The 20,614-nt window shown below is 62.9% G+C and carries 16 protein-coding genes and 2 pseudogenes; 8 read left to right on the top strand and 10 right to left on the bottom strand.

Features of this window, described 5'->3' with window-relative positions:
* Complete coding sequence (locus ACZ1II_RS06490; RefSeq protein ID WP_465143599.1) at positions 1–252, top strand: hypothetical protein; 252 nt, start codon at positions 1–3, stop codon at positions 250–252.
* Positions 253–262: 10 nt separating this feature from the next.
* Here the strand turns inward: ACZ1II_RS06490 and ACZ1II_RS06485 are convergent, their stop codons facing one another.
* Complete coding sequence (locus ACZ1II_RS06485) at positions 263–1,174, bottom strand: histone deacetylase family protein (RefSeq protein ID WP_465143598.1); 912 nt, start codon at positions 1,172–1,174, stop codon at positions 263–265.
* A 101-nt stretch (positions 1,175–1,275) separates the two neighbouring features.
* Here ACZ1II_RS06485 and ACZ1II_RS06480 point away from each other — a divergent pair, with 101 nt between their 5' ends.
* Positions 1,276–1,578 (top strand): helix-turn-helix domain-containing protein, encoded by a 303-nt coding sequence (locus tag ACZ1II_RS06480; RefSeq protein WP_465144539.1) that lies wholly within the window; start codon positions 1,276–1,278, stop codon positions 1,576–1,578.
* A 190-nt stretch (positions 1,579–1,768) separates the two neighbouring features.
* On the opposite strand, the pseudogene ACZ1II_RS06475 reads toward ACZ1II_RS06480, so the two are convergent.
* A pseudogene (locus ACZ1II_RS06475) lies at positions 1,769–4,009 on the bottom strand (TonB-dependent siderophore receptor).
* Positions 4,010–4,313: 304 nt separating this feature from the next.
* Positions 4,314–4,601: a hypothetical protein gene (locus ACZ1II_RS06470; RefSeq protein WP_465143597.1), complete on the bottom strand. Its 288-nt coding sequence runs from the start codon at positions 4,599–4,601 to the stop codon at positions 4,314–4,316.
* Here ACZ1II_RS06470 and ACZ1II_RS06465 point away from each other — a divergent pair.
* Positions 4,588–5,025: pseudogene (locus ACZ1II_RS06465) on the top strand (oxidoreductase C-terminal domain-containing protein); the annotation flags it as partial. The gene ACZ1II_RS06470 and the pseudogene ACZ1II_RS06465 sit on opposite strands and share 14 nt — an antisense overlap.
* Positions 5,026–5,315: 290 nt before the next feature.
* On the opposite strand, the gene ACZ1II_RS06460 reads toward ACZ1II_RS06465, so the two are convergent.
* Genes ACZ1II_RS06460 through ACZ1II_RS06440 form a run of 5 tightly spaced genes read right to left on the bottom strand, consistent with a single transcriptional unit; the run spans position 5,316 to position 13,023 of the window.
* A complete protein-coding gene (locus ACZ1II_RS06460; RefSeq protein ID WP_465143596.1) occupies positions 5,316–6,188 on the bottom strand; it encodes an NAD(P)-dependent oxidoreductase in 873 nt (290 codons plus the stop codon).
* Complete coding sequence (locus ACZ1II_RS06455; RefSeq protein ID WP_465143595.1) at positions 6,185–7,363, bottom strand: L-rhamnonate dehydratase; 1,179 nt, start codon at positions 7,361–7,363, stop codon at positions 6,185–6,187. Before ACZ1II_RS06455 ends, ACZ1II_RS06460 begins: the two co-directional genes overlap by 4 nt.
* Complete coding sequence (locus tag ACZ1II_RS06450) at positions 7,360–8,637, bottom strand: MFS transporter (protein WP_465143594.1); 1,278 nt, start codon at positions 8,635–8,637, stop codon at positions 7,360–7,362. Before ACZ1II_RS06450 ends, ACZ1II_RS06455 begins: the two co-directional genes overlap by 4 nt.
* 11 nt (positions 8,638–8,648) lie before the next feature.
* On the bottom strand, positions 8,649–10,334 hold the full coding sequence (locus ACZ1II_RS06445; RefSeq protein WP_465143593.1) for a GH39 family glycosyl hydrolase: 1,686 nt from the start codon (positions 10,332–10,334) through the stop codon (positions 8,649–8,651).
* 37 nt (positions 10,335–10,371) lie between these two features.
* A complete protein-coding gene (locus tag ACZ1II_RS06440; RefSeq protein WP_465143592.1) occupies positions 10,372–13,023 on the bottom strand; it encodes a TonB-dependent receptor in 2,652 nt (883 codons plus the stop codon).
* 284 nt (positions 13,024–13,307) lie between these two features.
* On the opposite strand from ACZ1II_RS06440, the gene ACZ1II_RS06435 reads away from it, so the two are divergent.
* Together ACZ1II_RS06435 and ACZ1II_RS06430 are read left to right on the top strand one after the other, a co-directional pair.
* Entirely contained in the window at positions 13,308–14,051 is a 744-nt protein-coding gene (locus ACZ1II_RS06435; protein ID WP_465143591.1) for a FadR/GntR family transcriptional regulator, read from the top strand.
* 322 nt (positions 14,052–14,373) lie between these two features.
* Entirely contained in the window at positions 14,374–15,831 is a 1,458-nt protein-coding gene (locus ACZ1II_RS06430; RefSeq protein ID WP_465143590.1) for a PQQ-dependent sugar dehydrogenase, read from the top strand.
* 103 nt (positions 15,832–15,934) lie between these two features.
* Here ACZ1II_RS06430 and ACZ1II_RS06425 read toward each other — a convergent pair whose 3' ends face one another.
* Positions 15,935–16,930 (bottom strand): threonine ammonia-lyase, encoded by a 996-nt coding sequence (locus tag ACZ1II_RS06425; protein ID WP_465143589.1) that lies wholly within the window; start codon positions 16,928–16,930, stop codon positions 15,935–15,937.
* Between the two features lie 16 nt (positions 16,931–16,946).
* A complete protein-coding gene (locus ACZ1II_RS06420) occupies positions 16,947–17,867 on the bottom strand; it encodes an ornithine cyclodeaminase family protein (RefSeq protein ID WP_465143588.1) in 921 nt (306 codons plus the stop codon).
* Positions 17,868–18,012: 145 nt separating this feature from the next.
* Here ACZ1II_RS06420 and ACZ1II_RS06415 point away from each other — a divergent pair, with 145 nt between their 5' ends.
* The 3 genes from ACZ1II_RS06415 to ACZ1II_RS06405 all read left to right on the top strand — a co-directional run bounded on the left by ACZ1II_RS06415 (position 18,013) and on the right by ACZ1II_RS06405 (position 20,609).
* Complete coding sequence (locus tag ACZ1II_RS06415; RefSeq protein WP_465143587.1) at positions 18,013–18,738, top strand: UTRA domain-containing protein; 726 nt, start codon at positions 18,013–18,015, stop codon at positions 18,736–18,738.
* 69 nt (positions 18,739–18,807) lie between these two features.
* Positions 18,808–19,515: a hypothetical protein gene (locus ACZ1II_RS06410; RefSeq protein WP_465143586.1), complete on the top strand. Its 708-nt coding sequence runs from the start codon at positions 18,808–18,810 to the stop codon at positions 19,513–19,515.
* Positions 19,512–20,609, top strand: a complete 1,098-nt coding sequence (locus ACZ1II_RS06405) for a GGDEF domain-containing protein (RefSeq protein ID WP_465143585.1) — start codon at positions 19,512–19,514, stop codon at positions 20,607–20,609. Before ACZ1II_RS06410 ends, ACZ1II_RS06405 begins: the two co-directional genes overlap by 4 nt.
* Positions 20,610–20,614: the final 5 nt, after the last annotated feature.

Raw genomic sequence — 20,614 nt, 5'->3', positions numbered from 1 at the left:
ATGATGAACATTCCCTGGGACCAGCCCGCAACGCTGATCGATCTGGATGGCAAGACGCCGGTGATCGGCGTGATGCTTGAATGCGTAATGCACTTCTCGATCTTCAAGCCTTTCGCAAAAGAGCAGGCGCGCATCCTGCTGACGCGGCCCGTGTTCCGCGAAGGCCGCAAGACCCGCACCTGGATTTTGAACCCCGACGAGATCGAAAGACTTGTCGAGCGACTCAATACCGAGAGGAAGGCGGCCCAGTAAGCCGTCGCAATCAGGCGGTATCTCTTGCGTTAATTGTGGCGGAAAGGGTGAGGATCGTGCGCGCGTGCCGCAAGGCCACGGCTTCGCGGTCGGCGCCATAACCGCCGCCCAGTGTGCTCGCCAAGGGAATGCCGCGCCGTTTCGCCTCTGTCGCCACAAATCGATCGCGGTCCGCGAGGCCTTCGTCGGTCAAGGACAGCCGGCCAAGCTTGTCGTCTGTATGGGCATCGACGCCTGCCTGCAGCAGGATCAGGTCCGGCGCGAAATGGTCGAGGGCCATGGGCAGCGATCCGGCTAGAGCTTCCAGATAACTCGCATCGCCCATACCATCGGGCAGTCCGATATCCATTGAAGAGCGCGCCTTGCGAGTAGGGAAGTTCTTCTCGGCATGAATGGAAAGCGTGAAGGTGTCGCTGCGCCCTGCGGTCAGGGCCGCAGTGCCATCGCCCTGGTGCACATCGAGATCGAGGATCAGGATGCGTGAGACGTCACCTTCCTCGATCAGCCTGTTGGCGGCAAGCGCCAGATCGTTGAATACGCAATAGCCCGCGCCGGTATCGGCCAGGGCATGATGGCTGCCGCCGGCGGAATTTGCGGCATAGCCGTACTCCAGCGCCAGTTTTGCCGCCAGCCATGTTCCACCGGGGGAGAGCTGCGATCGCCGGGATATCCGCTCGTCGATCGCAAAACCGATCCGGCGCTGCTTGGTCGCCGGAACCGAGCACCCGATGACTTCCTCCACATAGGCGGGATCGTGGACAGCCTCGAGCCATTCCCGCGGCATGACTTCGGGCGAATGGACCATCATTGCTACGCCACTTTCGCCTAGTGCGCGCATTACCAGCGCGTACTTGTCATGAGGAAACGTGCCCGTGCGCTCGGTTTCGACAACGTAACCTGGATGATGGACAACATGCAGCATGGCCTTGCAGGTAGAGCGCCTTGGTCCATAGGTCGAGCAAGCATTGCCGGGCACATGACCTGCCGGCGAGTCCGCTCGACCTCGATGCCTGGGCGGCGGATGTGGGCATGAGGCGCAGAAACTTTACCCGTGCTTTTCGCGAGGAAACCGGGCTGTCGTCGGGGAAATGGCACCAGCAGCTGCGCATGCATCATGTCGGCGGGCTGCTGTCTCAAGGGCTGACTCTGCAACAAGCCTCTTTCCGACTGGGGTACAGCGGCGTTGCGAGTCTTGGGCGGGTTTACAAGCGCGTCTTCGAGGCATTCCGGATGGTCCAGCCTCCCTTGCAATCAGATACGATTGAGCGCCTCATCTACCACCGCCGCGATCGCGCGAAGCAGATGGTTCGCTGGTCCCGAGCCTGAAAGTCGTGCGACATGTTCCTCCAGATCGGGCGACAGGCCTGGGTGATCTGGAGGAGCGCATGCAGGTGGTACCACCAAAAAAGCGAAGTCCGTACAGGCCTGCTTTCCGTTCGAGATCATGCAGCCTGGGTGGTATCGAACTGAACGGCTGACGGCTCGCAAGGCGAGCCGTCGTATCGAATTTCTTACGTCACCAGTTTGCGGCGAGCTTGAGCGTGAAGGCACGCGGACTTCCGAAGTAATTCTGCCGCTCGGAATAACCGACTGATGCAAAGTACGTCCGGTCGAAGATATTGGTGACATTGCCGGTCAGCTTGATGCCCTGCCCAAAATCATAGCCGATCTGCGCATCGGCGACGGCATAGGCGCCTTGCGAAAACCGGGCGCCGTCGTCGATCCGGTAGTAGGCGCCATATAGTTTCAGTCCGCCGCCCAACGAGAGGCCTTCAAGCGGTCCATCCTCCACGTCATAATGTGTCCAGAGACGGAACGAGTGCCGCGGCGTGCGCGGATCGAAAGGCAATCCGGCATTGGCTGGATCGTCGCGATAGCGTGACTTGGCATAGGTGTATCCCGTTATCAGCTGCCAGCCTGAGGCGATTTCCCCGGCCAGTTCGGCTTAGAAACCCTCGCTGCGCATCTTGCCCGCCGCGATCGAGAATTCCTGATCGTCTGGATCAGTGATCGCGCGGTTGCGCTCGTCGATGCGGAACAGCGCGGCATGCCCGTTCAGCATGCCGTCGAGAAACTCGCCCTTGATGCCGATTTCATACTGGCTGCCGGTGCGCGGCCGCAGCGCTTGGTTCTCGGCTGTCACCTCTTCCTGCGGAACGAAGATCGAGGCATAGGACAGATAGACCGAGAGGTGGCTGTCGATATCCGCGATGGCTGCGGCATAGGGCGTCGCCTTGCCGGTCACCCGATAGGCGGAATCTTCCTCGCCGGTTCGTCGATCCCATGAACGGGTTTGCCACCAGCTCAGGCGGCCACCCACGACAAGGGTACCCCAGTCATTCGGCTTCAACCGTGCCTGCCCGTAGACGCCGTACTGCTCCGTGTTCGTGCCATCGAAACGGTTGAACACCAGATCCTGTCGCGGCACGTCATGGTCGGGAGCGAAGACATTCTGCACGATCGTCCGCCCCTGCGCCCTGTCGAAGGCCTCCTCGCTTCGGCGATAGTCTGCGCCGACCAGAAGCTTCTGTTCCTGGCCGCCGAAATCAAACGGCGCGAGCAGGTGGACGTCGAGGTTGTAGGTGCGCTCCGATTCGATGCGATGTTCGGGGATAAGCTGGGTATCGCCCGTCACCGGATCGATCGGAGCATCGGCGAAGGCGATCCAGCCGTCGCGCTTGCGATCCACGAAGCTGCTGGTCGCGTTCAGGACTGCTCCGCCGTCGAACCGATGCTCAAGATTGGCGAAGAGATCGGCCGACCGCGTTTCGCTATGGTCCCATTCGGTCCCGATATAGGTCGATCGCGGAACGTCTGGCATGGTCCCGTCGGCATAGGCGGGGAGCCCGCGCGCATTGCGGCCGTGCCCCTGCTGCCAGGTCCCGCCTACGGTCAGGGTGGTGGTGTCGGCAATGTCGAAATCCAGGGTGCCGAACAGCAGCCAGCGCTGCGTATTGATGAGGTCGACGAAGGAATTCGCATCGTTGATCATGGCGACCGCGCGGCCCCGGACCGATTCCGAAGCGTTCAGCGGCGCCCCGATATCGACTTGCGCCCGCTTCTGCTGCCAGGAACCGAGCAGGGCCTCGGCGCCTATGGTCAGGACCGGCGGCGCCCGCTTGCGCACCAGATTGACCGTACCGCCGGGTTCACCGACGCCCTGGAATAGGCCGGAAGGGCCGCGCATGATTTCGACCCGGTCGTAAATGGCCGTGTCAAACGCCATGACGTTGTAATTGCCCGATACGGCAGCCCCATCCACGCGAACCGAGTCCGCCGGCAAGCCCCGGAAATAGATTTGCGAGCGCTCCCCGACATCGTCGTTCTGCACCACAACTGCTCCGGTCGAAACGGCAATTGCCTCGTTGAAGGTGTTGAGATTGCGATCGTTCATCTGGCTGCGGGTGATGACGGACACCGCTTGAGGAATCTCGCGCAGGCTTTCGCCCATGCGGCCGATATTGACCTGCCGCGTGGTGTAGGATCCGGTCCCTTCGGTCGTCCCATCGTCGTCGATTGCCGTCGCACTGACCTGCACTGAACCCAGCACGATAGCGCCGGCCGGTGCGGCTGCAGCGTTGAAGGGGGCAGGATATAGCGTTACCGTGGTTGGCGTGATGAAGCGGAACGACAGACCGGTTCCGGAAAGGAGTCTGCTCAAGGCTTCGGCCGAGGCCAGATCGCCTTCGACAGCTGATGAGATGCGCCCCTCGATGAGGCTGCTCTTGTAGCTGATCTGGGTGCCGGACTGTTGCATGTAGCGGCGCAAGGCTATCGCCAGCGGCTGCGCCGGGATCGAGAAGCGGCGCTTCTCGGGAGTGCTGTCCTGGGCAAGAGCGATCGCCGGCATGGACAGTGCCATGCCGGTCGTGGCCAGCATGGCGACATGGAACGTCAGGCGCATGGGCGATTGTATGCGCAGCAGCAAATTCATCAAATTGTCCCCCGAACGATATGGCCGTCCAAGGACGACAAAGATCACTATCGCGACGCAATAGCGCCAACGACTTGACCTTAGACCGATCGAGCGCCTGCTTTGGTAAACCCCGCCCGCGAATTTTTTAGAGAGAACGTCGCGCCGTGAGAATTGCAATGCCGCCCGGCAGCCATTTGATCGATAGTCCGGCCTCGCTGGCAAGCGCCTTCAAGGCATCGTCCGCCCGGTCCGTCCTGAATGCGCCGCTGACCGGGACGGTGCCGGAAAGGTCGGCCCATATCCATGTCGGTCCGTTCCGATAGCGGGATACCGCCGCGATGGCATCACCGATGGATGCGCTATCTATAAGCAGTTCGCCCTCGCGCCAGGCGGCGATGTCGGTGGGAATGATCGCTCGGTCGCTGCCCGACATCTATGCCATCGGCGACTGCGCCGCTTTCGCCTGCGACTTTGCGGGCGGCACGGTGATGCGGGTGGAATCGGTGCAGAACGCCAACGACATGGGCACGTGCGTCGCCAAGGCGATCTGCGGCGACGAGAAGCCCTACAAGGCCTTCCCGTGGTTCTGGTCCAACCAGTACGACCTCAAGCTCCAGACCGCAGGCATCAACCTCGGCTTCGACCAGACGGTGATCCGCGGCAATCCCGAAGACCGCAGCTTCTCGGTGATTTATCTCAAGGAAGGCAAAGTCCTCGCGCTCGACTGCGTGAACATGGTCAAGGACTACGTTCAGGGCCGCAAGCTGGTCGAGGCAGGTGCCAGGCCCGATCTTGCCGCGCTGGCGGACAAGGACAAGCCGCTCAAGGAACTGCTGGTAGCGCAATCGCCTACCTGACAAGCTTCCGTTTCAGGAAACATTGCGGTCACCCGGTTGGACGGCCGCTTCTTTTATCAGAACCGGAAATTCGAATAGGATTCTGCGTAGAAATAATTGCGGCCTAGCTTGAATTTTTCCGAAAGCCTCCCTTGAGTGATGTATAAAATGAAACATTAGTCCCTAAGGAGGCCTATTTTAAGGCCTAATGGCTTTCCTCGATTGTGGCGGTGACGGGATGGAGGCGGCATTATCTCACATCCGGACAATAAATCGCCAAGCAAGCATTCCAGGGTTACTCAGCTTAACACTCAAGAGCTGCGAAGCGGCTCCACGATCGAGGCAATGTCCTCACGGCCATGGCCAGCCTTTTCCGCCTCACAAAAACGCTGCCGCGCTGCATCTGCGATCGAGGAGATTATGCCCGCTTCGGCCAGTGCGCGCTCAGCGTAGCCAAGGTCCTTGGCCATCAGCGGCACCAGGAAATGCGGTTCGTAGACGCGGTCGAGCATGCGGCGGGACACGGCTTTGAGCAGCGGGCTGGCTGGTGCTCCGTCTGTCAGGATCGACATCGCCTGCTCGACGTCCAGTCCCTGCTTCTCGAACAGCGTCACCGCCTCGGCGAGGCTGGCGGCCTGGACTCCGCACAGGAAATTGTTGGCGAGCTTCACCGTCGCGCCGCTGCCGACAGGACCAAGATGCACTACGGCACTGCCCATCGCGTCGAACACGGGACGGGCCGCCGCCAGGACTTCCGCTTCGCCGCCCACCAGGAAACGCAGAGCGCCTTGCGCTGCCTGGTCGCGGCTGCCGGTGACCGGGGCTTCAAGGAAAGAGATCCCGCGCGCTTCGGCCAGGCCCGCGAGTTCGGCGACCCAAGTGCCCGTCAAGGTGCTGGAATCGATGGCTATGGCACCTTGCTCCATCGCCGCGAGGGCACCGTCGTTGCCTGTCCAAACCGCGCGGGAGACGGTGTCGTCTGCCAACATGGCGACGACCACCGACGCGCCTCGCGCGGCATCACCCGGCGTTACTCCGATGCGCGCACCGGCATCGCCGAGCGCAGCCGCCTTGTCGGCACTGCGGTTCCACACACTGACCTCGAAGCCGGCCGCCAACAGCTGCCGCGCCATTCCGGAACCCATGATCCCGAGTCCGAGCACAGCCACTTTCATATTCGTCATCCGATCACCTTGAAGCGCGAGAGGGCGTCCTCGTCGATTTCGAGGCCAAGCCCCGGAAGGTTGTCGTCAAGGTCGATATACCCGTCCACAGCCTGCGGTTCTCCCTTGAAAATATACCAGAAAAGCTCGTTGCCGACTTCTACGTCCACCATCGGGAAGTATTCCGCAATAGGCGAATTCAGGCTGGCCATGACTACGTGGTAGTTGTGCATCTGCCCGGCGTGAGGGACGACCGGGATGGAGTAGGCCTCGGCCAATGCCTGGATCTTGCGCGCGGCGGTGATGCCGCCGACGCGGTTGGTGTCGAACTGGAAGTAGTCGAGCGACTTCGCCTCGATCATCTGGCGGAAGCCGTAACTAGTGAATTCATGCTCGCCAGCTGCGATCGGAGTGGTGCCGAAGCGGCGCAACTCGTGATAGCCGTTGATGTCGTCGGGGATGATCGCCTCTTCCAGCCAGCGCAAGTTGAACGGCTCGATCAGCCGCATCATGCGCTTGGCGTAGTCGAGGCTCCAGCCCATGTACGCATCGGCCATGATGTCGATCTCGTCGCCCACGGTTTCGCGCACGGTGCGAATCAGTTCGACGTTGCGGGCCATGCCTTCGGCGCCGTCGATCGGTCCCCAGCCGAAACGCAGCTTCATCGCCTTGTAGCCCTGCTCCTTGTAGCGGGCGGCCTCCTCGGCCAGTTCGTCCAGCGGGATAGAATAGAGGCGGCTGGCATAGACCGGGATTTTCGCCTTGGTACGTCCGCCCAGCAGGCGGAATACCGGCTGCTTCGCCGACTTGCCCATCAGGTCCCAGATCGCGATGTCGAGCGCGGAGATGGCCACCAGCGCTACGCCCTTGCGCCCGAACGCCATGGTTTTTCGGTACATGTGCTGCCACAGGAATTCGCTGTCCCACGGGTCTTGGCCGATCAGCAGGGGCGCGAGGTACTGGTCGATGAGCTGCTTGGTGACGAGCGGCGCCAGTGCGGCGTTGCCGATACCGACGAGACCCTGATCGGTGAAAATCTCGACGATCAGCCAGCCATGGAAGGTGAACGTGCCCATCGTCTCGGGCGAGAGCATGGGAGACACGAGGTCCATCGGGTTGGTGCAGAAATGCGGCGGCAGCGGCACGGTATCGCCTTGCCACTGGACGACGCGGGTGCGGACTTCGGTGATCTTCAAGGCAGGACCTTTCCGGAAAAATCGAGTTGTGAAATGCGGGGAATGCAAAGGCAGAGCAGAGCGAAAGCGATCAGGTGGAGCAGGGCCGCAACGGTCAGGACCGGCGTGTAGCCAAGCCCCAGGTCGAGTACCCAGCCCGCCGCCTGCCCCATGACGATGCCGCCGAATGCTCCGCCGAGGCCGACGAGACCCGCCAGTCTTCCCAGCGCGCTGCGGGGTACGAGGTCGGTTGGCAGGGTCATGATCAGCGTCGACCAGCTTTGCTGGCCGAAGAAGGCGAGGCTGAAGATCGCGATAACGGCGGCAACCGAGGCAGCCTGCGGGGCCAGCATCACCCAAGGCATGCAGGCAGCGCTCAGCCCCAGCGCTGTCTTGCGCGCGGCGTTGATCGAACGGCCCGAGGAGAGCAGTCTGCTCGACAGCCATCCGCCCCACAGGCTCCCCACGCCAGAGGCGGCATAGGGAATCCAGCCGATCGTGGCGGCCTGTTTGAGGTCGAAGCCGTGCGCCTCGAACAGGTATTTGGGCAGCCAGAACAGATAGAAATACCAGGCGCCGTCGCTGAGGAACTTGGCGCCCACCACGCCGCGCACTTCGCGGCGGGAAAGCAGCATGGCGATCGTCGGTGCAGGGCCGGGCGCCACTTCCTCATCCAGGTTTCCCGGCGGCGTGCGATAAGTCAGGAACCACCAGAGCGCCCAGGCAAGACCCAGGCCTCCGGTCAGGAAGAACACCCAGCGCCAGCTCGCAAGTCCAAACCAGTTGCCATAGGCGAGCACGCCGGCGATCAGCGGCGGGGCGATCACCGCGCCTACCGCCGTGCCCGCATTGACGAGGCCCATGGCAGCGGCGCGGCGCTCGGGCGGGAACCACTCTGCGACGGCGCGGGTGGCGGCGGGGAATCCTCCGCCTTCGCCCATGCCCAGCAGCAGGCGGCTCACCACCAGCGCGGCGATCCCTCCTGCGACGCCGTGGCTGGCACAGGCGAGCGACCAGAACACCATGATCGCAAGGAATCCGGCCCGCGTACCGATCCGGTCGAGCAGCCATCCGCCGCCCAGGTACATCAGCCCATAAGTGGCGAGGAAAGCGCTGTCGAGAAACGCCTTGGTCTGGTTTCCGATCGGGATATCGGCTTCGATATGCTTGATCGCCCAGGGCAGGGTCTGACGGTCGAGATAGCTGATGGCGATCGCGACGGCGATCATCGCCGCGATTGCCCAGCGCCCCGCCACCGGCCTCGCCTTCACCGCCGCCTCATCCAGAACTGGCATGCTCGCCATCGTTACTTCGCGTCGATCACGAGCAAGGCCACGCCCTGGCGGGGAAGGCGCAATGAGGCGCTGATGCCCTTTCCGCTGCGGGCCACCGCGACATCTTCCGCCTGCATCTTCGAAGCCGCTTCCAGCTTCACGTACTGGTCCTGATCGGGCGACTGGGGCGAGCCCATCTTCTGCCACGCGGCAAAAGCATTGGCATGATCGCGGTCGACCCGCCACAGGCTGGCCTTGGCCGGCACGCCCTTCAGGCCCTTGAGGTCGATCGTGACTTGCGCATCCGGCCCCGCCACGTCGTCGTCGTGGTAATGCCAGAGCAGCAGCGCCACCTTGCCGTCCGCAGTGCGGGTGGCGATCGAGCCGACATCCGCGGCCCCTTGCACACCTTCCGCCATCACCCGCTCAAGCGGAATCTGCGCGGCGTTGGTGGCGGCGAGCTTCGTCTCGCCAAGCTGGGCGAACATGCGGAACACGTTGAGCACGGGCAGGTCCACGCCGTTCGTCGAAAGCTGGCGATAGCCTGCGAACCACGGCTGGTCCTCGAATTCGAACGACCAGGACAGCACGCCCTCAAGGTTCACCTTGCGCTTGCTCGCCAGCTCCCAGATGCGGGCGAAACTGGCAGCGGTGTAGCTGGAGTACATCGTGCCGTTTCGGTAGTTGTTCTGCGGGCCGGGGCAGGCGGCGCAGCCTTCCGGATCGCTCTCGCCGATCACGACCGGCTTGCCGGCCAGCGCGGGGATCGAGAGCACTTTGGTGAAGCCGCCGTTCGTCTCGCGCAGATGCGTTGCCAGACCCATGCGCACATGGCCGTCGACGAAGGTGGGTCTGCCCTTGGCGTGGAACGAGAGGAAGTCGGTCGGCGTGCCCGTCTGCCCGGTCGCATAGTTCTTGCCCGAGGACACGTGCTTCAGGAACCCATCCATGAAGGTTCCGCCCGGCCCCGCCACATCCGGCCCGCCGACCCGCGCGGTCGGCAGCGCCTTGCGGATGGCGGCGATGGCGTAGTCGTGGACCTTGTAGAACTCCTCGGGGCTTGCGGACCAGTAGAAGTCGGAATTGGGCTCGTTCCAGACCTCGAAGTACCAGCGCTCCACTTCGGCCCGGCCATAGCGCTCGATGTTGTGGAGCGTCCACTGGTGGACGAGTTCCGCCCACTTTTCGTAGTCCTTGGGCGGATAGGTCCAGCCGGTGGCGATCAGCTTGTAATCGAAGCCCGGACGCCAGAGATGCTGGTAGGGTGTGCCTTTGGGCGCGCTCGACAGGGCCTCGGGCATGAAGCCGATCTGGAGATAGGGCCGCACGCCTCGGGCGAGGTAGGTGTCGATGATCCCGTCGACGACCTTCCAGTCGTAGACCGGCTTGCCGTCCTTGTCCTCGGTATAGGCATTGGTGCTGCCCCACTTGAAGGCGGGCGTGCCGTCGCCGCTGCTCAGCAGGTTGTGCGCGCGGAAGTAGACCTGGCCCGATTTCAGCTCGCCCAGTTCGACCAGCAGCTTGCGGCCGTCCTTCATGGTTGCATAGTTTGGCTCGTCGGCACCGAAGAAGCGCCAGACCGGCGGCAACTTGCCATCGGTCCGGGTTGCATCGACGCTCACCGTCACCGAACGCGGCGCCTGCGCATCTTGCGCGAAGGCGAACTGGGGCAGCGCCGTGAACATGGCCATGGTCGCGATAGCCCTGGAAATCGTCATCGGGTCATCCTCTTGAATGGAAGCGGTACGGCCACGGTCACATCTTGGCCCGGAAGCCGAGCGCGATCGTACGGGTGTAGAGAACCGTGTCGCGGGAAAAGAGCGTCGGATCGTTGAACGAGGTCTGGTAGAGATTCTTCAGCACATTGGTCGCATCCAGCACGACCGTGAAGTCTGGATTGATCTCATAGGAGAACGACAGGTCAAGGTTGCTGATCGGGCCGTTCGTGATGAAATTGGGGTTGACCCCGGTGAAGTGCAGCCCGGCATTGTAGTCGTCACGCCAGACGTAGGACGCGCGGCCGGAGAAACCGCTTTTCTCGTAGATCAGCGTCGCGGTGGCCGAATACTTCGAGACGTTCTGGAATGGGATATCGAGATACCCCGTGACACCCGGCAGGGGGGAGAGCGCCTTGTTCTTGCCGTCGATATAGGTGCCGTTGGCGCTGAGGCCGATACCGTCTAGCCAGGCGGGCAATCCCTTGGGGAACAGCGTGATGCCGCCTTCGATGCCCTGGATCTTGCCGGAACCCGAGTTCTCCGGCCGGGTGATCTGGTAGACGCCGTTGTCGGGGCCGAGGTAGTCGATGTCGAAATTGCTGGTGACCGACTGGATGAAGCCTGTCACGTCGCGGCGGAACAGCGTGGCGGTGATCGAGCTGGAGCGGTCGATGTACCATTCGAACGAGAGGTCGTAGTTGTCCGAACGGATCGGCTTGAGATCGGCGTTGCCGCTGGTGCCGCGCCCGAACGGCTGCTGTCCGGGGATCGGCGGGGTCAGCGTGACCGCCGGGTTGAGCTGAGCGAAGCTGGGCCGGGTGATCGTCTTGCTTGCAGCAAAGCGCAGGAACAGGTTGTCCTTCAGCTTGTAACGCAGCGCCAGACTGGGCAGCACGTCGGTGCTCTTGTTGCGGATCGTCACGGGCGAAGTTGCACCGCGCAGCACCAGGAAGGCGTTCGAGGTGATATCCGTTTCGATTACCCTCACGCCGATCTGGCCGTCGAGGCGACCGACCTCGACGTTGGCCTGCAGATAGCCCGCGTAGTTCTTCTCGGTTATGTCGAAGTGCTGCGTATCCTGGAAGGCAGGGTCGCCCGCCGGGAGACCGAAGGTCTGTCGCAGCACATCGATGTTGTTGAGCAGATAGCTGGTCGAAGGCGTTGCCCATTGCCGCACGTAAGGCCGTGTGCCTTCCATGAAGTCCCCCGGCGTCTGCGTCATCAGGCCCGGGAGGCTGTTTGCCTTGATCGCGTAGCAGCGGACCGCGCCGGTCGGCGAGCAATTGACCGTCTGGGTGAAACTGTCCGACTTCGCGTCGCGCTTGCTGACGCGCGCGCCCGCGTCGATGCCGGAGAAGATCAGGAACGGCGAGCGGTACGAGACGTCGCCGCGCCATGCCAGTTCCTTGCCGTCGCCCACCGTGCGCGTGGTCGAAAGGCGGGAGAGGTAGTAGCGTGAAGGGTCGGCGATATCGTCGTTCGGCAGCACGAAGGTCGGCGTGCCCGATCCATTGTTGAACACCGCATCCGTGCGCGAGGCTATGAAATCAACGTCGAGGTTGTTGGCGATGTCTGTCGCCTTCGAGCGGGTGTAGGAAAATTCGCTCGAAGCCTCCCAGTCGCCGCTTTTCCAGTCCGCGCTGAGCGCGCCCTGATAGCGGTCGGCAGTGCTGTCGTAAGCTTGGCCGAACTGGGCGACGCGCCCGCCCGTGATGCTGAGCGATCGGACCAGCTTGGTATCGCCTACGAACTGCAGCGGCGAAAGCAGCGTGCCGTTCATCGAGGTGAAGTTCTGGTTGCCGTTGCCTTCGTCACGGAAGCCGTAGAACAGGCCGTCGGCGCGAATGGTCAGCCGGTCGTCGGGCGCCCATTGCAGTGTCGCATTTGCAGCCGGGCGTTTGCGCGTGCCGATGCGGTCGAAGGCGCCGATCACGTCGGTGCGGAAGACGCGCGGTTCGACCGGATTGGTGCCGCGCGGATCGAGTGGAACGCCGGGCGTATAGGGCGCGCGGCTATTGTCGAGGTTGTAGCCGAAATAGCCGCCCCCGAAGATCGTCTCGTCACGGTAGCGCGTTTGGTGGAACGACACGCTGACCAGCGCCCCGATCTCACCGATGCCGGTGGACCAGCGATCGGTGAGCAGCGCGCTGACGTAGGGATCGATCTTGTCGGGCTGCTCGCTGTAGACTTCACGCCCGGCCAGTGCGAGCTGGAAGCCCTTGAAGTCGAACGGACGGCGCGTGCGCACATCGATGAGGCCGGCGATGCCGCCTTCCAGTTGCTGCGCCGAGCGAGATTTGTAGACATCTACTCCGGCGACGAGATCGGCGGGTACGTCGGCCAGCGAAAGCGAGCGGCCGGTCGTGGTGAAGATGTTCCGCCCGTTGACTAGGGTGACCACATCGGGAAGCCCGCGGATCAGCACGGTGGCGGATTCGCCGCGCGCGCGGGGGGCAACCTGGATGCCGGGCACTCGTTGGAGGGCTTCGACGACGTTGTTGTCGGGCAGTTTGCCGATATCCTCGGCCACGACCGAATCGACGAGCTGCTGCGCATTGCGCTTGATGTTCTGCGCCGAGGAAAGGCTCGCCCGCATCCCGGTGACGATGATGTCTGCGGTCGATGCTGTCGCGGAATCTGTTGCCTCTTCGGTGCCCGGAGCGCTCTGATTTTTATCTGGTTCGCTCAAGGACGGGCTGGGTGCGTCTTGGGCCGCGTGGGCGGCACCGGCCTGGGCAAATAGCATTGCGACGGCGGATAATCCGCTCAGCTTCGATCCGCTTCTCATGATCGTTCCTCTCCGGCTATATTTTTATTTCTCGTACTAGATTGCGCAAAATTATGCGACTCACAAGCGTATAATTGTGATATCTGCATAATTGACGATGGTGATGCGATTTTTCCTCATACAAGATGCGGCAATTGCCGGGTCGAAGGGCTTGACGTGAGCATGCGGACAGCAGACGAGGAGGCATGACTCTGGAAGACGATCACCCCCTGTCACGCCGCGCGGCCTCACCCTCGCGGGCGGTTCACGACCGGATCGCGCACGATCTGGCGATCGCGATCGTCGGAGGTCGTTATCAGCCGGGAGATATCCTGCCTGGGGAGGAGCGTTACAGCGCCGAGCAAGGTGTCTCGCGCACCGCCTATCGCGAGGCGGTGCGCGTCCTTTCCGCCAAGGGTCTCGTCTACAGTCGCACCAAAAGCGGCACGCGCATCAACGAGCGGCTACGCTGGAACATCCTCGATCTCGACGTCTTGGCCTGGATGTTCGAGGCTGGCCCGACGGCGGAATTCCTGAATGATATCTTCGAACTGCGCACCGTGGTGGAGCCGGCCGCTGCGCAGTTCGCTGCCATGCGTCGTGACGGTCAGGACATTTCGCGCATGGGCCACGCGCTGGAGGAAATGCGCCGGTTCGGGTTGCAGGCGCCCGAAGGCCGTGCGGCCGACCAGAACTTTCACAGCCTGATACTCATGGCCACCCGCAATGAGGCCCTGATTACCCTTGCCACCTCGGTTACGGCAGTCGTCGCCTGGACCACGCGCTTTGCGCGCGACGAGCGCAAGGAATCGCGCGACCCCATGCCGGATCATGACGCCGTGTTCGACGCCATCATGCGCGGCGACCCGGAAGAAGCGCGGATAAAGATGCTGGCACTGATTGGCAACGCCTCCCGTGACGCGGGAATGTCTGGATCTTCCATCGGTTGATATATTTCTCGTACTAGATTAGAGCGGCGCTGATACACCCGTTCGGCAAGAACGGATCGCAAGGGCTGATACCTCCATGATGCGTCGCTCAATTCCCTGCCTCCTGGCTTTTGGTGCTGTTTCCGCCTTGTCCGCATGCGGTCAAGGCTCGCAAAGCCGCGATTCCCTTGCAACCGAACAATGCGATACTGCGGGGCTGGCGCTCCCTCCCGGATTTTGTGCTACCGTTTTCGCAGACAAGATTGGGCACGTTCGTCATATCGTCGCAGCGGCTGATGGTATCGTTTATGCCAACAGTGCTCCCGATCCCGAGGACAAGACGGTGCCTTCGGGGCTGGTGGTTCTCCAGGATGCCGACGCTGACGGAAAAGCCGAACGCATTGACAGGCCTTTCGTCGGGCAAATTGGCGGCACCGGTCTCGCGCTGTTCCGTAACCGGGTCTATCTGGAGAGCGGAAACCGCATCGTGAGCTATGCGCTGGCTGGCGACAGCCACGCTCCGACCGGCATCGAACAGACCGTCGTTGGCGACTTGCCGACCCAGGGCGACCATTTCTCGCATAGCATCGCCATTCGGGCGGATGGCGCGCTGTTTGTCACCAGCGGCAGCGCGACCAATGCCTGCCAAACGGAAAACCGCAAGGCGGGCGTCTCCGGCCAGACCCCTTGCGCGGAAAAGGCGCTGCGGGCTGGTATCTGGCGCTTCGACGCTGCGAAGACCGACCAGCACTTCTCTCCCTCCAGCCGGTTTGCATCCGGCATCCGCAATGCTGTCGGCATCGCACTCGACAGCACGGGGCGAATCTTCGCCACCCAGCATGGCCGCGATCAGCTGCATGAGAATTGGGGCGCTCTCTATTCGGCCAAGCAGGGGCAGGAACTGCCTGCCGAGGAATTGCTGGACGTTACGCAGGGTAAGGATTTCGGTTGGCCCGAATGCTATTACGATCCTGTCCAGCGCAAGCTGGTCCTCGCCCCAGAATATGGCGGTGACGGCGGAAAGGCGGTTGGTCTTTGCGCAAACCGGGCCGGGCCGGTTGCGGCGTTCCCGGCGCATTGGGCGCCGAACGCCATAGCCGTTTACGAGGGCGCGCAGTTCCCATCGGCCTATCGTGGCGGCATCTTCATCGCCTTCCACGGATCGTGGAACCGCGCGCCGGGTCCGCAGCAAGGCTTCAATGTGGTCTTCCAGCCTATGAACGGCGGTAAGCCCAGCGGCGCCTACATCGTTTTCGCGGATGGCTTTGCCGGGCCGGAGAAGGCATCCGGCAAGGCGAATTATCGTCCTTCCGGCCTGACCGTAGGACCTGATGGCGCGCTCTATGTCGGTGATGACAAGCAAGGGCGCATCTGGCGCATCACTTATAGCGGCAGCCGAACGGTAGCCCTGACCGCCGCTACAACCGCCGCCGCACCCGCCACCGGCGTGCGCCCGGCACCTACTGCCACGTCCGCGACAAAGCCGGCCGCAGGCGGCGATGCCACGAAGATCGCGCTTGGCCGGCGTCTCTACAGCGGCGAGATCGCCGGAGCCAGTTGCGCTGGATGCCACGGCGCCGACGGTGAAGGCACGCCGGTCGGCCCGAGCCTGGTCGATGCCGAATGGCTGTGGAGCAAGGGCGATCTTCCAGGCATCCGGCGCGCTATCAAGGATGGTATTCCTAAGCCGAAGCGCTTCCCCGCGCCGATGCCCCCGATGGGAGGCGTCGAACTCTCTCAGCCGCAAATCGACGCCATTGCGGCTTATATCGAATCCGCCGCCAAACCATCAAAGCAATGACAGGATCGTTCCTATCTAAGGATGTTCTCCCTGATCGGGCGAATGCCGACTGGCGCCGGGCCGCTGTGAGACCCAGGATGGAGTGCATCCGGAAATCTGGTGGCTATTCACCCGAAAGAATGGCTGCGTAGAGATCCGGGTCAACGTTTCCGCCCGATATGACCACGACCGTCGCCCCGTTTCCTCGCGGTGCCAGGCCTGCCAGCGCGGCCGCCAGAGCGGCCGCCAGAGCCACCGCGCCGCCGGGTTCGACGACGAGCTTCATCGACTGGAAGGCAAAGCGCATCGCGGCGCGGACTTGCTCGTCGATCACGGATAGGCCGCCCGAAAGCAGGGCCTGGTTGATCGGGAAAGTCAGTTCGCCGGGGCGCGGCGCCAGCAGGGCGTCGCAGATCGAATGGGCATCGGCGCGCACCGTCTCGCGCCGACCGCTGGTCAGCGACCGCGCGGTGTCATCGAAAGCCGCAGGTTCGACGCTGTAGATATCGGTCCGAGGGGATGCATCCTTGATGGCGGTTGCGATACCGGCAACCAGGCCGCCTCCGCCGCAGCAAACGAGAACGCGGCCGATTTCGGCGCCTGCCTCTACAGCCTGTTCGAGGATTTCGAGACCGGCGGTGCCCTGTCCGGCAATGACGTGGGGGTCGTCGAAAGAGGGGACCAGTACGGCACTGCGTTCGTCGGCAAGGCGGGTGGCGATGTCCTCGCGTGATTGCGTGGCGCGGTCGTAGAGTACCACTTCGGCGCCCAGCGCGCGGGTATTGGCGAGTTTGACGGCGGGGGCATCGGCAGGCATCACGATCGTTGCAGGCATGCCGAGTATTTGCGCGGCGGCGGCGACGCCCTGTGCGTGATTGCCGGAAGACCAAGCGACCACACCGGACGCCTTCCGGCTGTCGGGTATGCGGCAAAGCCGGTTGTAGGCGCCGCGAAACTTGAATGCGCCGGTATGTTGGGCACCCTCGAGCTTGACGAGCACCCGGTGTCCGGCCCGGTCGTTGAGCGCAGCATATTCCAGTAGGGGCGTGCGGACCGCAGCGCCCTCGATATGATGCGCGGCGTCACGTACGTCGGCGGCGGAAATGGCGAGACGGGTCATGGCTTGCTCCTGAATGTCAGCCTTCGAAGGCGGCGACGAGATGGCGGGCGACGTAGAGGTCCTGAAGTGCGATGCCCGAGCTGTCGAAGACGGTGATCTCGCCGTCCGAAGAGCGTCCCGGACTGCGCCCGGCGAGCACGTCTCCAAGGGCGATGATCCGGGCCCGGTTACCTTCGAAATGCTGAAAATCGCCGATTGCGCTCGACTGGGAGGGCAAGTCGCAGAACAGGCTTGCCTTGTCGAACAGGGCGGGCGGGAGTTCCTGTTTTCCGGCAGCATCTGAACCCATGCTGGCGACATGGGTGCCGGGGGTGATCCAGTCGGCGTCGAACAGGGGCGTGCGTGCGGACGTCGCCGTGACGACGATATCCGCCCGTTCGCAGGCGCTGCGGGCATCGCTGGGGCGGGCTTCCAATCCGGCTTCGCGCAAGGCTGCCGCAAGTGCTTCGCCCCGCGCCGCGTCGCGCGCCACCACGAGAATCTCGCGGATGGGGCGAATGCGCGCGACGGCACGGCATTCGTAGAAGGCCTGATGGCCTGCACCGAAGATCGTCAGCACCGAAGCGTCGGGGCGGGCGAGGGCATCGGCGGCCACGGCGTCTGCCGCTGCCGTGCGGAAGGCGTTCACCTTGCCGGCTTCGATGACCCAGTCGATCCGCCCGACCTGCTGATCGAACAGCAGGATCGCCGAATTGTGCCGGGGGAGGCCCAGGGCATCATTGCCGGGCCAAAAGGAGCCGACCTTGAGGCCGGCGAGATCGGCGGTCGCCCCCGACTTGACGGAGAAGCGATTGGCCGGGTGCGAGCCATGGGCAAGGACCGCGGGAAACACCGTAGCATCCTTGGTTACGGCGGCGGTCAGGGCTTCATGTGCCGCGGCAAAGGCGAGTTCGGGGGTGATGAGCGCGGCCGATTGCGCTTCGGACATGAACTTCATGACAGGCTCCGATCTTTGGTTTCGCCAATCGCAGAATGGCTTGCAATCCGTAAATCGAGAGAAGCTGAGCAACTCCGGTTGCAAATCTGTATATACAGCTTTGATGCATATGTCTATCCGCTGTGGAAGCTGCTAAGGCGATCGCATGACCGACGAGCCTGCCATCAGCCTGCGCGCGCGCATTGCGGCCCATGTCGCCGGCCGGATTTCGACCGGCGAGTGGAAGCCGGGAGAGCGGATTCCCTCGGAACATGCGCTTACCCAGTTATTCGGAGTTAGCCGGATGACTGTGCACCATGCGCTGCGCGATCTCACGACGCGCGGTTTTCTGGTGCGGCGAAGCGGATCGGGGACATTCGTGGCCGAGCCGAGTTCCTACGTGGCAGAGTACGACCACCTGGATATCATCAAGGAAATAACGGCGCGGGGCGGGCGGCATCGGGCTTTGGTCCTGCAGCGCGAACTGAGGCCGATGATCGCCTCGGAGGCGGCTGCATTCGGCGCTGCGGACAATGCGCAGGTGTTCCATGCGCTCATTCTGCATCATGAGGATGACCGGCCCCTGGAAATCGAGGATCGTCTGATCGCGCCGCAATTCCTGCCCGATGCCATGGCGATTGACCTCTCGGGCCAGACCCTGTTTTCGCATCTGATGCTGGTGCGGCCTTATAGGGAGGGAAGCGAAACCATTCGGGCGGTGATCCCGGTTTCCGAAGAGCGTGACCTGCTGGGCATCGATGCGGCTACGCCTTGCCTGGAAGTGACGCGGCGGACCTGGTCCTCGGACGGTATGGTTACCGTCGCCCGGATGCTTCGCACCGGCATTCACGCCCAGATGCAGGGACGGATCAGGCGATCGGAGCCCGGCTGACCGATTTCTCCGAGATCGATCGTTCCGCTCTATAATTGGTATGGAAACCAATTACGCATAACGGGGCTTATGATTTTCCTCGGTTTACGTAAAATATTTCCTGCGGTTTTCCTGGTCATCGTGACACTGGCCTATTGCAGCATCGGTGTCGCCGATGCGCCGGATCGCGAGGATATTCGCAGTTCCTGTTGGGCGGCCAGAGGGCTTTCCGAAGCGATTGCAGCTGTCGCGGGAAGTCCAGAACGATGGTCTTGCGGGGGCGGACGGCCCTCTATCGAGGCGAGTCGGGTCATGCTGCGATTCGAGATCGCCGCTGCCCATCCCATTCCGCGATATTTTCTTTCGAGAAGAAGTGCGCTCAAGGCGCTGCATGTCTTGGCGATTGATCGGGACAATACAATCAGGAGGATTTCCGTTCCGGGGAGCGCCCTGGCGAGCTCGATCGCGGGCGGGTACTTCAAGGCGCCGTTGCCGGAGGTAACCCGGGCAACCCGATGGGTTGTCGTCGCCATCGACATGCCCAGCCATCGCATGACCCTGGAGCGGGCCTATCTTGCGCCGACGGATGCGGTCGGCGGCACCGGCGGGATGCGCTTCCTGCTTCTCCTGGCCAGCCTTGGCGGCATGCTCCTGATGCCGCTCCTGTTCAACGCGGCGTTCTACCGCGTTTTGCGCCAGCCGTTCGTCCTTTGGCATTCGGCGCTTGCCTTCTCGTTGCTCATGACGATCCTCGTCTCGTCCGGGCTATCGGTCGTGCTTTTCGATCCTCGGCGATGACGCTGAACTGGCTGACGGCGGTGATCTTCGGGATGACGATCGCATCGGGTATCATGTTCACACATAGCTTTATCGAGCCGGGGGGGATGCATCCGGGCCTGCGACGTCTGCTGCCTTATTGTGCGGCATGGGCGATGCTTCTGAGCCTGTGTCATGCCGCGTTTCCCTTCGTCGCCCGCGCGGTGCAGTCGAGCATCTACACGGCGGCATTCGCGCCCGTCCTCGCGGTCTTCATGATAGCCATGATCGATTCCCTGCGGCGGGGAAGCCGGGCGGCAAGGTTTCAGGCCATCGGTTACCTGCCCATGATTCTGGTGGCCTCGATCCGGCTGGTGACGGGGATCATTCCCTGGGCGCACAGCGCCGATGCAATGATCCTGTTCTACCTGGGCTGCGTCAGCGAAGTGCTTTTCACCACACTCGGCATGGCGGACCGCTTCGTGACGATTAGGCGCGAGCGGGACCGCGCTCGCGATGAGGCCAATCTGCTCGAACGGTTGTCGGAGACCGACCCCTTGACGGGCCTGCTCAACCGGCGGGCGTTCGAGCGCCAGTTCGAACGGCTCAGGGCCAAGGGTTTCGCGACATTGGCCGTGCTCGATCTCGATAATTTCAAGGCGATCAACGATGTGAACGGGCACGCAGCCGGCGACGCCGTGCTGAAGGCGGTCGCAGAGGCGCTTCAGGCGGGCCCGGACCTCTACGCCTATCGTTTTGGCGGCGAAGAGTTCGTGCTTTTCCTTCGCGGCAAGGAGGCCGCTATCGAGGCCGAACGACGGCGCGAGGCGATCTCTGCAGTCGTCTCCAAGGCGTTTCCCGCGCTTGGTCGTCCGGTCACTGCCAGCATGGGGGTGACCGGACTTTCCCGTAGCGAAGGCTTCGCCGCGGCTTACGAGCGCGCCGACAAGCTGCTTTATGCGGCGAAGAGCGCAGGAAAAAACCGTAGCCGAAGCGCGAATATGCCGGCTTCCAGCCAAGCCTCTATCTCGCGTCTGCGAGAAGGCCCCATCGAAGCCGCTGCACGTCCGGCTCTTCCTTGCGCCGGTGGAGAAGGCCGCTACCCACGAAGCGTGTCGGCGGATCGTTGTCGCTAAGGAGG

The sequence above is a fragment of the Novosphingobium sp. BL-S-20 genome (genome assembly GCF_055521635.1).
The sequence above is the reverse complement of the archived record's forward strand: the minus strand, read 5'-3'. Positions and strand labels throughout refer to the sequence as shown.

What these genes read in the sequence shown, in the direction of transcription:
- ACZ1II_RS06450 (WP_465143594.1), bottom strand. Translation starts at nt 8,637, where the DNA reads ATGCCAGTTCTGGATGAGGCGGCGGTGAAGGCGAGGCCGGTGGCGGGG.
- ACZ1II_RS06405 (WP_465143585.1), top strand. Translation starts at nt 19,512, where the DNA reads ATGACGCTGAACTGGCTGACGGCGGTGATCTTCGGGATGACGATCGCA.
- ACZ1II_RS06470 (WP_465143597.1), bottom strand. Translation starts at nt 4,601, where the DNA reads ATGTCGGGCAGCGACCGAGCGATCATTCCCACCGACATCGCCGCCTGG.
- ACZ1II_RS06420 (WP_465143588.1), bottom strand. Translation starts at nt 17,867, where the DNA reads ATGAAGTTCATGTCCGAAGCGCAATCGGCCGCGCTCATCACCCCCGAA.
- ACZ1II_RS06460 (WP_465143596.1), bottom strand. Translation starts at nt 6,188, where the DNA reads ATGACGAATATGAAAGTGGCTGTGCTCGGACTCGGGATCATGGGTTCC.
- ACZ1II_RS06490 (WP_465143599.1), top strand. Translation starts at nt 1, where the DNA reads ATGATGAACATTCCCTGGGACCAGCCCGCAACGCTGATCGATCTGGAT.
- ACZ1II_RS06445 (WP_465143593.1), bottom strand. Translation starts at nt 10,334, where the DNA reads ATGACGATTTCCAGGGCTATCGCGACCATGGCCATGTTCACGGCGCTG.
- ACZ1II_RS06415 (WP_465143587.1), top strand. Translation starts at nt 18,013, where the DNA reads ATGACCGACGAGCCTGCCATCAGCCTGCGCGCGCGCATTGCGGCCCAT.
- ACZ1II_RS06410 (WP_465143586.1), top strand. Translation starts at nt 18,808, where the DNA reads ATGATTTTCCTCGGTTTACGTAAAATATTTCCTGCGGTTTTCCTGGTC.
- ACZ1II_RS06425 (WP_465143589.1), bottom strand. Translation starts at nt 16,930, where the DNA reads ATGACCCGTCTCGCCATTTCCGCCGCCGACGTACGTGACGCCGCGCAT.
- ACZ1II_RS06435 (WP_465143591.1), top strand. Translation starts at nt 13,308, where the DNA reads ATGACTCTGGAAGACGATCACCCCCTGTCACGCCGCGCGGCCTCACCC.
- ACZ1II_RS06485 (WP_465143598.1), bottom strand. Translation starts at nt 1,174, where the DNA reads ATGCTGCATGTTGTCCATCATCCAGGTTACGTTGTCGAAACCGAGCGC.